The organism is Pseudomonas sp. R25(2017) (assembly GCF_002112565.1).
Lineage (GTDB): Bacteria > Pseudomonadota > Gammaproteobacteria > Pseudomonadales > Pseudomonadaceae > Aquipseudomonas > Aquipseudomonas ekonensis.
The window spans coordinates 87,842-100,816 of the sequence record NZ_NEHZ01000011.1 but is presented as its reverse complement, the minus strand read 5'-3'; the positions used below and the strand labels follow the sequence as shown (position 1 = coordinate 100,816).

At 67.5% G+C, this 12,975-nt stretch carries 14 protein-coding genes; 5 read left to right on the top strand and 9 right to left on the bottom strand.

The window, feature by feature from the left end; genetic code table 11:
* Positions 1-102 precede the first annotated feature (102 nt).
* The 9 genes from CAG31_RS15940 to cbiE form a co-directional block, all read right to left on the bottom strand.
* Positions 103-2,220 (bottom strand): TonB-dependent copper receptor, encoded by a 2,118-nt coding sequence (locus CAG31_RS15940; protein WP_085582756.1) that lies wholly within the window; start codon positions 2,218-2,220, stop codon positions 103-105.
* Between the two features lie 84 nt (positions 2,221-2,304).
* Positions 2,305-2,781, bottom strand: coding sequence for a DUF2946 domain-containing protein (locus CAG31_RS15935; protein WP_085582754.1), 477 nt, complete (start codon positions 2,779-2,781; stop codon positions 2,305-2,307).
* 21 nt (positions 2,782-2,802) lie between these two features.
* Complete coding sequence (locus CAG31_RS15930; RefSeq protein ID WP_085582752.1) at positions 2,803-3,282, bottom strand: copper chaperone PCu(A)C; 480 nt, start codon at positions 3,280-3,282, stop codon at positions 2,803-2,805.
* Between the two features lie 48 nt (positions 3,283-3,330).
* Positions 3,331-3,732, bottom strand: a complete 402-nt coding sequence (locus tag CAG31_RS15925; protein ID WP_085582750.1) for a DUF2946 domain-containing protein — start codon at positions 3,730-3,732, stop codon at positions 3,331-3,333.
* A gap of 112 nt (positions 3,733-3,844) precedes the next feature.
* Positions 3,845-4,168: a DNA-binding protein gene (locus CAG31_RS15920; RefSeq protein ID WP_085582748.1), complete on the bottom strand. Its 324-nt coding sequence runs from the start codon at positions 4,166-4,168 to the stop codon at positions 3,845-3,847.
* A gap of 4 nt (positions 4,169-4,172) precedes the next feature.
* The gene (locus CAG31_RS15915) at positions 4,173-4,508 is read right to left on the bottom strand and encodes a type II toxin-antitoxin system RelE/ParE family toxin (protein WP_085582746.1); all 336 of its coding nucleotides are present in this window, start codon (positions 4,506-4,508) and stop codon (positions 4,173-4,175) included.
* A 59-nt stretch (positions 4,509-4,567) separates the two neighbouring features.
* Entirely contained in the window at positions 4,568-5,290 is a 723-nt protein-coding gene (locus CAG31_RS15910; protein ID WP_085582744.1) for a cobalt-precorrin-6A reductase, read from the bottom strand.
* Positions 5,287-6,384, bottom strand: coding sequence for a cobalt-precorrin-5B (C(1))-methyltransferase (locus tag CAG31_RS15905; protein WP_085582742.1), 1,098 nt, complete (start codon positions 6,382-6,384; stop codon positions 5,287-5,289). The genes CAG31_RS15910 and CAG31_RS15905 overlap by 4 nt, the downstream gene beginning before the upstream one ends.
* Positions 6,377-7,588, bottom strand: coding sequence for a precorrin-6y C5,15-methyltransferase (decarboxylating) subunit CbiE (cbiE, locus tag CAG31_RS15900; RefSeq protein ID WP_085582740.1), 1,212 nt, complete (start codon positions 7,586-7,588; stop codon positions 6,377-6,379). The genes CAG31_RS15905 and cbiE overlap by 8 nt, the downstream gene beginning before the upstream one ends.
* Positions 7,589-7,770: 182 nt before the next feature.
* Between cbiE and CAG31_RS15895 the strand changes: the two genes are divergently transcribed.
* The 5 genes from CAG31_RS15895 (at position 7,771) to cobJ (ending at position 12,906) form a co-directional block, all read left to right on the top strand.
* Positions 7,771-8,421 (top strand): hypothetical protein, encoded by a 651-nt coding sequence (locus tag CAG31_RS15895; protein ID WP_085582738.1) that lies wholly within the window; start codon positions 7,771-7,773, stop codon positions 8,419-8,421.
* Positions 8,422-8,563: 142 nt separating this feature from the next.
* Positions 8,564-9,862, top strand: a complete 1,299-nt coding sequence (gene cobG, locus CAG31_RS15890; RefSeq protein WP_085582736.1) for a precorrin-3B synthase — start codon at positions 8,564-8,566, stop codon at positions 9,860-9,862.
* Complete coding sequence (locus tag CAG31_RS15885; RefSeq protein WP_085582734.1) at positions 9,855-10,481, top strand: precorrin-8X methylmutase; 627 nt, start codon at positions 9,855-9,857, stop codon at positions 10,479-10,481. The genes cobG and CAG31_RS15885 overlap by 8 nt, the downstream gene beginning before the upstream one ends.
* Positions 10,478-11,212: a precorrin-2 C(20)-methyltransferase gene (locus CAG31_RS15880; protein ID WP_371856109.1), complete on the top strand. Its 735-nt coding sequence runs from the start codon at positions 10,478-10,480 to the stop codon at positions 11,210-11,212. Before CAG31_RS15885 ends, CAG31_RS15880 begins: the two co-directional genes overlap by 4 nt.
* Positions 11,212-12,906 (top strand): precorrin-3B C(17)-methyltransferase, encoded by a 1,695-nt coding sequence (gene cobJ, locus CAG31_RS15875; RefSeq protein ID WP_085582730.1) that lies wholly within the window; start codon positions 11,212-11,214, stop codon positions 12,904-12,906. The genes CAG31_RS15880 and cobJ overlap by 1 nt, the downstream gene beginning before the upstream one ends.
* The last annotated feature ends 69 nt before the right edge of the window (positions 12,907-12,975 follow it).

The window sequence follows — 12,975 nt, the reverse complement described above, 5'->3', positions numbered from 1 at the left end:
TGCCCGCGAAGACGGCGGCACAGTCGGCATCGTGGCCGGCTGATGCACCGCTTTCGCGGGCAAGCCCGCTCCCACAGGGAGGGCGGACGTACCCGCGATGCTTTAGAAACTCATGTCCACCTTGGTCCAGAGCGTGCGCCCCGGCTCCTTGATCGCTTGCGGGTCGTTGGCCGGGTAGCCGAACCCGGCGTTGCCCGCCAGGTTCAGGTGTTCGGCGTAAGCCTTGCCGAACAGGTTGTCGACGCCGGTGCTGACCTTCCAGTGCCGGTTGATCCGATAGGCACCGTTGAGCGAGAACACGCCGAAGCCCGAACTCTTGTCGTAGTCCTTGCCGACCACGTTGCCTTTGTTCTGGTCGATGCGGTTCTGCGCGGCCACCACCCGCCACAGGGCGCCGGCGCTCCAGTCGTCTTCGCTGTAGGTCAGGCCGAACCGCGCGTCCAGCGGCGGCATCTGCGGCAATGCCGTGCCGTCGCTGCTGTTCTTGCCCCAGGCGTAGGCCAGGGTCGCGTCGGCTTTCCAGTTTTCGGTGAGCCGGTAGGCGGCCCCGAGCTCGCCGCCCATGATCCGGGCGTCGATGTTCTCGGCGCGGGAGGCCATGCCCGTGTAGTCGAACAGGATGTAGTCGCGCACCTGGCCGATGTAGCCCGAGGCCCAGGCGTCGAGGTCGGCGCTCTTGTAGTTCACGCCGAAGTCGAGCTGGGTGGTCTTTTCCGGCTTGATCGAATCGAACGCGTTCAGCGAACCCGCCGGGCCGGACTTGGGCGAAAACAGCTCCCAGTAGTCCGGGAAGCGCTGGGCGTGGCCCAGGCCCGCATACAGCGTGGCCGGGGTGTCGGCCAAGTCATGCTCGTAACGCACGAAGCCGCTGGGCAGGGTGTCGGCGCGGGTGTCGTCGGCGGTCGGGTTGGGGCGGGACATCATGCCCGAGCCGATGCGCTGGCGGTAATCCTTGGCCGAGGCGCGGTCCACCCGGGCGCCGGTGATCAGTCGGTCGCGGTCGGCGGCGTACCAGGTCAGTTCGCTGAACACGCCGTAGTTGTGGAAATCGGCGTCCTTGTTGCGCGGCACGTCCTTGTAGGCGTCGATGCCCATGGCGGCGCGCTGGCGGTGCTCGTCGGTCTGCGCGTCGAGGCCGGTGACCAACTGGATGTCGGCCCAGCGCCAGGTCGCCTTGATCCGTGCGCCGAGGGTGCGCCGGTCGACGTTGGAGGCCATCGGCCCGGCCATCATCCCGGTGCCGGATGGCGTGCGCAGGGTGTAGTTGTCCATCACGTGGTCGGCGTAGTTGTAGTAGACCTGCGCCTCCAGTTTCTCCAGCACGTCGGTGATGTCGGACTTCTCGAAACGCAGGCCCAGGCTTTCGCGCAGGAACTGCGAGCCGTCCATGCCGCGCCCGGCGTAGCGCGCTTCGCCGTCGCCGCGGCCGGCGGTCAGTTCCAGCAGGGTGTCGGCGTCCGGCGTCCAGCCCAGCGCCACATCGCCGTTCCACTTGTCGTAGCGCGAGGCGACGGTGTCGTTGTTGCCGTCGCGGTATTCGTCGGAGTGGGCGGTGTTGCCGATCACCCGCACGTAGCCCAGCGAGCCGCCGGCGGCGGCATCCACCACTTTGTCGAAGCGCCCGTTGGAGCCCGCCAGCACACTGGCGTTGACCCGGGTGCCGAGCTCGCCGAAGCGCTCCGGCTCGCGGTCGAACAGGATCGTGCCGGCCGAGGCGCCGGGGCCGTAGAGCACGGTCTGCGGGCCCTTGATCACGGTGAGCTTGTCGTAGGTCTCGGGGGAGATGTACGAGGTCGGTGCGTCCATCCGGCCGGGGCAGGCGCCGAGCATCACGCTGCCGTTGGTGAGGATGTTCAGGCGCGAACCGAACATGCCGCGCAGCACCGGGTCGCCGTTGGTGCCGCCGTTGCGCACCAGGGCGAAGCCGGGGATGGTCTTGAGGTAGTCGCCGCCGTCGCTGGCGGGTACGGGCTGGCGCGGATCCTTGGGGTTGGTGACGACGGTCAGCGGCGAGCTCGGGGCCAGGGCGGTGATCACCGTCGGGCTCAGTTCTTCACTTCCGGCGGCGCTGTGGCCGGCGTGTTCATCGGCCAATGCCAGCGGGGACAGCAGGACGCCGCAAAGGACGGCGGTGGCGTGCCTGAAGCGAACGCGGGATTCGGTCAGGGCAAAGGACGTTCGGGCAGGGCTCAAACGCGGGACAGCGGAAAACCTGGACATGACAATTTCCATCAAACAGTCGTAAACGACACGGGCGGCAGCCTGGGGCTGTCTTCTTGACCGTGTGCAATCAGAGGTGGGTGTCTACGCTGCGACGGGCGGGGCGCGGGTGCGGGCGCCGGGGAAGAAGGTCTGCCGGGGATGGCCCAGGCGCGGGGAGGGTGGCGTGAAGGTGTTGACCAGCGGGATGCTGAACGTGGCGAAGCTGCCGCCGCCGGTCAGCGCCGGGCAGTTGAACAGCAGGCTGCAGTAACCGCACTTCTCCCACATCACGTGGCGGGACGATTGCGGCGGGCAGTGCTCGGCGGCCGGTTGCGCGTCCGGCGCGGCGTGATCCATGCCCGGCATGCCCATGTCCATGTCCATGTCCATGTCCATGTCCATGTCCATGTCTATGCTCATCGGCATGTTCATGGAGGCGTGCGAGTCCATCGGCATCGACTGGGAAACCAGCGGGCCGATGAAGATCATCAACATGGCGAACAGGGCGATCCAGCTGCCGCGGGTCAGGTCTCTGGCCTGACGGCGTTGCTGGAAGGGCCTGGCGCTCAGCGGGCGCATGGCCGGCGTCTGCCGTTGCGGTTACTGGGCGTGCGCGTGGGCCGCCATGGCCTGCGGCGCTTCCTTCTGCACGGCGACTTCGACGGTCACGTCACCGGCCTTCTCGAAGTGCAGGGTCAGCGGGAAGCGCTTGCCGTCGCTGAGCAGGCTGCGGTCGCTGGGGTTCATCAGCATCACGTGGTACGCCATCGGCGCGAAGGTCACGTTGCCGCCCGCCGGGATCGCCACGTTCGGCACTTGCTGCATCTTCATCAGGTCGCCCTGCATCACATGCTCGTGCAGTTCGGCCTTGGGGGCGATCGGGGAATCGACGCCGAGCAGGCGATCGTCGGTCTTGCCGGCATTGTGGATCACGAAATAGGCGGCGACGGTCGGGGCGTTGGGCGGCAGTTCCTGCGACCATGGGTGGGCGATTTCCAGCTCGCCGGCCTTGTAGTCGTGGGCATGGGCGAAGCACGCAGGCAACAGCAGCGCGGCCAGGACGATGAATTTGTTCAGCATGACGGTTCTCCAGATCGATTTGAAACGCAGGTCAAATGCGGCAACAAATCAAGCCAGAGGGGAGGCGCGGGGATTGAGGTTGGGCCATTGCTGGCGCGGTGAAGGCGTCTGCAGGGTGACGGGCGCCACGCTGCGGTTGCTTTCGTAACGGGCGAAATACAGCTGCGGCGTATGCCCGGGCAACGCCAGCACCGGCGCTGCGCCTGAGCAGCACCAGCAATGCTGCATGGTGGAATGGTCGTCGCCGCCCTGGGGGGCCTTCTGGTCGACGGTGCCGATGGACACCGCCACCATCTTCGTCCCGCTGCCGGTGCAGAAACTGCTCCACAGCAACTGTTCGGCCGGCGACTGCGCCGCCTGGGCCATCGAACCCGTCAACGGCATGGCGAGCATGTTGAACAGCACTGCGAAGCAGGCGATCCAGGCAATGGCAAGCCGGTGTCGGTTCATGGGACGGATCCGTCGGGTGGGCGATCAGGCGCGGCTATTTAGCCTGATCAGGGCCGATAAGTAAAAAAGCGTCGTGCGGTTTGGTGTCGCAGCAAATCCATCAGTCTTTCGCTCAGTTCGCCGGTACCGCATGAACTTCCATATCTACACCAAGCGTAGCGCGAATTACTGAAAAGATTTTCGCCAGATTGTCCATGCTCGGATTGCCTTTGGCGGACAGCATGCGATGCAGGCTTTTACTTGGCTTTTCAGTCTCTCTTGCGAGTTCTTCGAAACCTACGGTCGCGTTCACGAGGTCGCGCAGTATGATTCTGGCCATTTCGGGTTCGCCATTCAGGAACAGCGTCGCAGCCTCGTCAAGCAGTGCCTGAGCAAATTCCGGGTCACGCTGGGCGCGTTCGGCAATTGAATGTTTGTAGCTTCGAGTGAGAACCATCACATCACCTCCGGTTCTGTTCAGCTTTCTTTCGGGTTCGAAATTCCGCTATCAGCGCTTTCGCTTGTTTGATGTCCTTTTTCTGAGTGGACTTGTCCCCTCCACCGAAAAGAATGATCAGACGTTTTCCTTCTTGCGTCAGATAGATCCTGTACCCCGGCCCCCAGTTGATTCTGTATTCGCCAAGACCATCTAACCACTTGATATTGGAAGTGTTGCCCATCTCCAATCGAACCAAGGCAGTCGAGACCTTGGCTGCGGCCTGCGCATTCAGAGTGGCAAGCCACCGGCCAAAAGGGCTTGAATCGTTTTCTTGTAGATATTCTTCGAGTGAGATCACAGACGGCCCTGAAGGTAACAAATAGGTTACTTATCATGCAAGGCGTGGATCTTGCCTCATCAGCGACCTGTCTCCAATGCGGCAAGTGTATCTTCAAGCGTCAAAAACACCCGATCCACCTCCGGCAACACCGGCCGCCCCAACACAATCACCGGCACCCCACGTTCCCGCGCCACCGCCAGCTTCGGCTCGGTCGCCGCGCTGCCGCTGTTCTTGCTGATCAGCACGTCGATCCGCCGCCGCTCGAACAGCGCCCGTTCGTCCTCGATCAGGAACGGCCCACGGGCGCCGATGACTTCGCAGCGTTCGTTGCCGGGGTAGACGTCGAGGGCGCGCAGGGTCCAGAACTGGTGCGCTGGGATTTCGTCCAGGTGCTGCAAGGGTTCGCGGCCCAGGGTGAACAGCGGGCGGCGGAAGGGTTCGAGCGCCTTGACCAGCTCGGCCCAGTCGGCCACTTCGCGCCAGTCGTCGCCGGGCTCGGCTTGCCACGCGGGACGACGCAGGGCCCAGCAGGGGATGCCCGTCCGTTGCGCAGCGCTCGCCGCGTTGTGGCTGATCTGCGCGGCGTAGGGGTGGGTGGCGTCGAGCAGCAGGCCGATGCCCTCGTCGCGGATGAACTGCGCCAGGCCTTCGGCGCCGCCGTAGCCGCCGGTGCGCACCCGGCAAGTCAGGTCGGTTGGCACCCGGCCGATGCCGGCCAGGCTGTAGATATGTTGCGGCCCCAGGGTGCGGGCGATGGCCAGCGCTTCGGTGACGCCGCCGAGCAACAGGATCCGCTTCATCGAAACGCTCCCGCATGGCCGACGATGCCGCCTTGGCGGTCGATCGCGAATACTTCGACCTGCACTTGCGCCGGCACCACGCTGCGGGCGAACTCCAGCGCGTGGCGGCAAACCTCGTCGCCGAGGGCGATGCCCGCCGCGCTGGCCATCGCCAGCGCCTGCTGGCTGGTGTTGGCTTCGCGGATGCGTTGCTGCAAGGCCGCATCGGCGCCCACCGCTGCCGCCCAACCGGCCAGTTGCGGCAGGTCGATGCTCGAATGGCGCGAATGCAGGTCCATGTGTCCGGCCGCCAGTTTGCTGATCTTGCCGAAGCCGCCGCACAGGCTGAGCTTGTCCACAGGCACTTTGCGCAGGTGTTTGAGCACCGCGCCGACGAAGTCGCCCATTTCGATCAGGGCGATTTCCGGCAGGCCGTAGACCCGGCGCATGGTGTCCTCGCTGGCGTTGCCGGTGCAGGCGGCGATGTGCAGGTAGCCGTTGGTCTTGGCGACGTCGATGCCCTGATGGATCGAGGCGATGTAGGCCGCGCAGGAGAACGGCCGGACGATGCCGCTGGTGCCGAGGATCGACAGCCCGCCGAGGATGCCCAGGCGCGGGTTCATGGTCTTCAGCGCCAGGGCCTCGCCGCCCTCGACGTTGACGGTGACGTCGAAGCCGCCGCCATAGCCGGTCTCTTCGGCGAGCAGGGTCAGGTGGTCGCTGATCATCTTGCGCGGCACCGGGTTGATCGCCGGCTCGCCGACGGCCAGCACCAGCCCCGGCCGGGTCACGGTGCCGACCCCTTTGCCGGCGTTGAAGCGGATCCCGGGTTCAGCGCTCAGCCGCACCTGCGAGTAGAGCAGAGCGCCGTGGGTCACGTCGGGGTCGTCGCCGGCGTCCTTGATCGTGCCGGCCTCGGCGCCGTCGCCGGTCAAGCGGCAGAACTCCAGGCGCATCTGCACCTGCTTGCCCTTGGGCAGGGTGATCTGCACCGCGTCCGCCGGGGCGCCGCCGAGCAGCAGCCGCGCGGCGGCGAGGCTGGTGGCGGTGGCGCAGCTGCCGGTGGTCAGGCCGCTGCGCAGGGGGGCGGGTTGTTCAGCGGTTTCGTCACGCATCGAGGGGTTTGACCAGTTCCAGCAGGGTGATCGGCAGCGCCTGGCGCCAAGTGTCGAAACCGCCCAGCGGCTGCGCCTGGGCGACATGGAGGCGGGTCAGTTCGCCGCCGTGGCGTTCGCGCCAGTGCATCAGCGCGGTCTCGCTCTGCAGGGTCACCGCGTTGGCCACCAGCCGGCCGCCGGGCTTGAGCTGCGCCCAGCAGGTTTCGAAGACGTTCTCGCGGGTGACGCCGCCGCCGATGAACACTGCGTCCGGACGTTCAAGGCCAGCGAGCGCCTCGGGCGCGCGGCCGCGAACCAGTTGCAGGCCGGGCACGCCCAAGGCGTCGCGGTTGTGTTCGATCAGTTGCTGGCGGCCCTCGTCGGCCTCGATGGCCAGCGCCCGGCAACTGGGATGGGCGCGCATCCATTCGATGCCGATGGAGCCGCTGCCGGCGCCGACGTCCCACAGCAGCTCGCCGGGGCACGGCGCGAGGCGGGCGAGGGTGACGGCGCGCACGTCGCGCTTGGTCAACTGGCCGTCGTGGCGGAACGCCGAGTCCGGCAGCCCGGCCAGGCGTGACAGGCGCGGGGTGCCGGTGTCGGCCAGGCATTGGAGGGCGATCACGTTGAGGTCGGCGACGACCGGGTCGTTCCAGTCGTCGGCGGTGCCGTCGATGCGGCGCTCGGCGTTGCCGCCCAGATGTTCGAGCACCGTGAGGCGGCTCGGGCCGAACCCGCGCTCGCGCAGCAGCGCCGCGACCGCCGCCGGGCTCTGGGCGTCGTTGCTCAACAGCAACAGGCGCACGCCATTGGACAGCTGCGCGTTGAGCGCCGCCAGGGGGCGGGCGACCAGGGACAGCGTCACCACGTCCTGCAACGGCCAACCGAGCCGTGCGGCGGCCAGCGAGCAGGAGGACGGCGCCGGCAGGACGCTCATCTCGTCGCCCGGCACCTGACGGGCCAGGCTGGCGCCGACGCCGTAGAACATCGGATCGCCGCTGGCCAGCACGCACACCGCCTCGCCCCGGCGCTCCAGCACCGGCGCCAGCGAAAACGGGCTCGGCCACAGCTGGCGCTCGCCACGGATGCACACCGGCAGCAGATCCAGCTGGCGCTGGCCGCCGACGATCCGCGAGGCGTCCATCAGGGCGCGCCGGGCATTCCTGCCCAGTCCCTTGAAGCCGTCCTCTCCGATACCTACCACTGTCAGCCAGGGCGCCATGCCGCTCCTCAATCCGGGGTTATGGGTCAAGGCGGCATGATAACGCGGCTGACGGCGTCTGGCGCCGGCCGGTTGCCGCTGAAACTTCATGTCGTGGAAAGCCGGTTGTCCTGCCCGGGGCGTTTGCTAGGGTGCAGCCTAAACAAACAGGCATGCCAGGGTTGGCAGCAAGGAATAGGGAAATGAATGAAGGAACAGGGTCGTTCGGGCATGAAGCGACGCTGGTGGGCGATGTCTTGCTCACCGGTGTCCGGGGGCAGCCGATGGCGGACTATGGTTTTGCGCGCGATTGCACCTATCTGGCCAAGAGAGAGGCCGACCGCGTCTACAACAGCAGTACCCAGCCGGGTCGGTGGATCGACTATTGCGCCGATCTTTTGTGGTCCCATGGCTGGAACCGTGACCAGCCGTCCGTGGAATACGTTCAGCCGCAGTTTTCCGGCAGCGTGAAGCAGGCGTGGATCAGGGTCGCCACCGCGCTGCTGTCCCGTGCCCAGGTGGCCGGCGTGGAGGCCGGGCTGACCTCGCTCGAGCGCAGGGCCGATCTGCTGGAGGCGACCAAAGGGCTCAGCGGGAAGGCCTTCGACCTGAAGATCGTGCCGGTCAGCTACAACGCGGCCGGCGACATGGAACTGGTCGTCACCCATGTGCGGTTCATCAAATCCAGCCTGAACACCCGCTATCTGTTCTGGGACATCTCGCAGGCCATGACCCAGCTGGACATCCGGGCCCGGCGGGTGGTGATCTCGCGCAGGGTCATGGAGGCCCGACGGCCGAGCGTGGCAAAGGCCATGGAAAAACTGTCGTTCGGGTTCAAGGATTACGAGCTGTAGCCGCTCCTCGGGCGTGCCGTGCAGTCTTGTGGAGGGTTTCCGACCGTCAGGCTTTTCATGGCCTCGGGCAAAGCAGGCATAATGGCAGCCTTTCGCCCGCCCACGTGCCCACCCAGCCGGTCAACCCTTGAACGAACGTCCGATGTCCACCGCCCTTCGCCCCTCGGCCTGTCCGGGATTGCTGCGCATTGTCCAGGCGCTGGACGGCGGCATCTGCCGGATCAAGCTCGACGGGGGGGCGGTCACGTCGGATCGGGCCGAGGCGGTGGCCGAGGCTGCCGAGCGTTTCGCCGGCGGCGTCATCGAGGCGACCAACCGCGCCAACCTGCAGATCCGCGGGATCGGCGACCGCTCCGCAGCCCTGATCGACCAGCTGCTGGCCGCAGGGCTCGGGCCGCGCACCGCCGCCGGCGACGATGTGCGCAACCTGATGCTCAGCCCGTCTGCCGGGATCGACCGGCAGATGCGTTTCGACACCCGTCCGCTGGCGCAGCAGATCCTCGAAACCCTGCAATGCCATCCGCGCTTTCATGAACTGAGCGCCAAGTTCGCCGTGCAGCTGGACGGCGGCGAAGCCCTGGCGATGCTCGAACATCCGCATGACCTGTGGCTGTCGGCCTGGGATCGCGACGGGCAGGCGTTGTTGGCCTTCGGCCTGGCCGGTTGCCCGACGGAACCTGCGTCGGCGGCGGTGGCGCTGGAGGACGGCCATGAGTTGATTGTCGCGGTGCTGGAGTTGTTCCTCGAGTCGGCGCGCCCGGAGCAGACGCGGATGCGCCATCTGCTGGATGAACTGCCGCTGCCGGCCTTCCTCGAACGGCTCGGGGCGCGCGTGCCGCTCATGGCCCTCGACGGCTGGCAGCGCCCGCAGGCTGACGGTGCGCTGCACATCGGCGTTCACCGGCAGCACGTGCCGGGACGGGTCTACGTCGGCGCGGTGCCGCCGCTGGGGCGTCTCGATCCGGCGATGCTGCGTGGCGTCGCGGACCTTTCGCGACGGTTCGGCGACGGCAGCCTGCGGTTCACCCCGTGGCAAAGCCTGCTGCTGCCGAACATCGAAGAGGCCGACGCCGGGCAGGTGTTGCTCGGGCTTGAGCAATTGGGTCTGCGCACCCAGGCACGCGATCCGCTCACTGCCGTGATCGCCTGCACCGGCGCCAGCGGCTGCGGCAAAGGCCTGGCCGACACCAAGGCCGACGCCCGCCGGCTGGCCGCGCTGCTGCCGCAGGCCCAGGCCGTGCACCTGTCCGGCTGCCCGCGTTCCTGCGCCGCCGCACACCGTGCCCCGGCGACGCTGCTGGCCGTCGGCCCCGGCCACTATGACCTTTATCTGCGCGATGCGGCGTTGCCCGGCTTCGGCGCGCTGCACGCTCAAAACCTCACTATCGACGCGGCCGCGAGCTTGCTCGCCGCCCGCTCACGGAGCCCCCTTGATGCTTGATTACATCCGCGACGGTCAGGAGATCTATCGCAACTCCTTCGCGATCATCCGCGCCGAGGCCGACCTGGCGCGCATTCCGGCCGACCTCGAAAAACTCGCGGTGCGGGTGATCCACGCCTGCGGCATGGTCGAGGCGGTCGACGGCCTGCAGTTTTCCGAAGGCGCGGGCAAGGCCGGGCGCGATGCGCTGGCCGCCGGGGCGCCGATCCTGTGCGATGCGCGCATGGTGGCCGAGGGCATCACCCGCGCACGCCTGCCGGCGGACAACCCGGTGATCTGCACCCTGCGCGACGAGCGTGTGCCGGCGCTGGCCCGCGAGCTGGGCAACACCCGTTCCGCCGTCGCGCTGGAGCTGTGGCGCGAGCACCTGGAAGGCAGCGTGGTGGTGATCGGCAACGCGCCGACCGCCCTGTTCTACCTGCTGGAGATGATCGATGCCGGCGCCCCGAAACCGGCGTTGATCCTGGGCTTCCCGGTGGGCTTCGTCGGCGCTGCCGAATCCAAGGCCGCGCTGGCCGCCGACAGCCGCGGCGTGCCGTTCGTGATCATGCAGGGCCGCCTCGGCGGCAGCGCCATGGCCGCCGCCGCCGTCAACGCACTCGCCACGGAGATCGAATGATGCAGGCAAAAGGACGCTTGATCGGCCTGGGCGTGGGCCCCGGCGACCCGGAGCTGATCACCGTGAAGGCCTTGCGCCTGCTGCGCGAGTCGCCGGTGGTGGCCTACTTCGTGGCCAAGGGCAAGAAAGGCAACGCCTTCGGCATCATCGAGGCGCACCTGCAGGACGCGCAGAACCTGCTGCCGCTGGTCTACCCGGTGACCACCGAAGCGCTGCCGGCGCCGCTGTCCTATGAACAGGTGATCAGCGACTTCTACGACGGCGCCGCCGAAGAGGTGGCCGCGCATCTGGACGCCGGCCGCGACGTGGCGGTGATCTGCGAAGGCGATCCGTTCTTCTACGGCTCCTACATGTACCTGCACGACCGCCTCGCCGCCCGCTACGAAGCCGAAGTGGTGCCGGGCGTCTGCTCGATGCTCGGCGGCGCCTCGGTGCTGGGCGCGCCGCTGGTGTACCGCAACCAGAGCCTGTCGGTGCTCTCCGGCGTATTGCCGCACGAAGAGCTGAAGCGGCGCCTGGCGGATGCCGACGCGGCGGTGGTCATGAAGCTGGGACGCAATTTCCCCAAGGTGCGCCAGGTGCTGGACGAGCTCGGCCTGGCCGGGCGTGCGCTCTACGTCGAGCGCGCGACCATGGCCAACCAGAAGATCGTGCCGCTGGATGAGGTCGAGCCGATGTCGTCGCCGTACTTCTCGCTGATCATCGTTCCCGGCGAACGGTGGCAAGGCTGATGACTCCCATGCCTCCAGCCATCGTCATCCTCGGCCAGGGCAGCCTGGCCACGGCCCGCCGCATTCAGCAGGTCTACCCGACGGCGCAGGTCCTGGGCCTGGCCGGACGGGTCGACGGCGCCGACCGCACCTACGCCGAATTCGGCGCCGCCTTGCGTGAGCTGTACGCGCAGGGGACGCCGATCGTCGCCCTGTGCGCGGCGGGCATCGTCATCCGCACCCTGGCCCCGCTCCTTCTGGAAAAGGGCGCTGAGCCGGCGGTGCTGGCCGTCGCCGAGGACGGCAGCGCCGTGGTGCCGCTGCTGGGCGGCCTGGGCGGCGTCAACGTCATGGCCAGGGAGATCGCGGCCGGCCTGCAGGTCACGGCGGCGATCACCACCAGCGGCGAGCTGCGCTTCGGCACCTGCCTGCTCAATCCGCCGGAAGGCTACGTGCTGAGCGACCTGGAGTCGGGTAAACGTTTTGTCGCCGATCTGTTGGCCGGGCACCGTGTGCGCATCGAAGGCGCTGCGCCGTGGCTGGACCAGGCGCAGTTGCCGCAGGATCCCCAGGCGCAGCGTTCGATCCATGTCGGCAGCGATGCGCAGGCGGTGAGCGCCGATGAGTTGCGGATCTACCCGCGCAACGTCGCGGTGGCGGTGAATGCCGAAGGTGCGCAGCACATTCGCGCCGCGCTGCAGGCGGCCGATGTGGCGTTGCCGTCGCTGGCCTGCCTGGTCGCCGCCGACACCCGAATGACGGATCCGGCATTGCGTGAAACCGCGCTGGAGCTGGGTGTGCCGCTGCGTTTTGCCGCCGCCGCGAATGACATCGCCGGGCTGGCCCGCGCGGCCGTCCCAGGCGCGAAGGTCATCGAAGTGTCCTCGCGCATTGCCATCGCCGTGGCCGATCAGCCGCTTTCGGTCGACAGGATCGGCCGCCCGCGCGGACGCCTGGCCGTGATCGGCCTCGGCCCCGGCGCCGCCGAACTGATGGTGCCGGCGGTGAAGGCCGAACTGGCCCGGGCCACCGACGTGCTCGGCTACGAAACCTACGTGCGCATGGCCGGCCCGTTCCGCGACGATCAGATCCAGCACTGCACCGACAACCGCGAAGAGATGCAGCGCGCCCGCCATGCGTTCCGGCTGGCGGCCGAGGGGCGTTCGGTGATCGTGGTGTCGTCCGGCGACCCGGGCGTGTTCGCCATGGCGGCGGCGGTGCTTGAGGCGTTGCACGAGTCGGACGATCCGGCGTGGCACAGCGTCGAGCTGGAAATCCTGCCGGGGGTGTCTGCGTCCCTCGCGACGGCTGCCCAGGCCGGCGCGCCGTTGGGGCATGACTTCTGCGTGATGTCGCTGTCGGACAACCTCAAACCGTGGTCGATCATCGAGAAGCGTCTGGATCTGGCCGCCGAAGCGGACCTGGCCCTGGCGTTCTACAACCCGATCTCCCGCGCACGTCCCTGGCAACTGGGCCGTGCGCTGGAGATCGTCGCCCGGCACCGCGCGCCGCAGACGCCGGTGGTGCTGGGCCGCGACATCGGCCGTCCGGGCCAGACCCTGCGCACGACCACGCTGGGTGCGCTGACGCCGGATCAGGTGGACATGCGCACCATGGTGCTGATCGGCTCTTCAACGACGTGCACGTTCCCCCGTGCGGAAGGCGGGGAGTGGGTCTACACGCCGCGTTGGTACGGTGAAAAACCAACGTCGTGACAACGTGAAAAACGTGTCGTTGTATTAATTAAGGCCGTGAAACGGAAAGTTTCACGGCCTTTTTTGTGG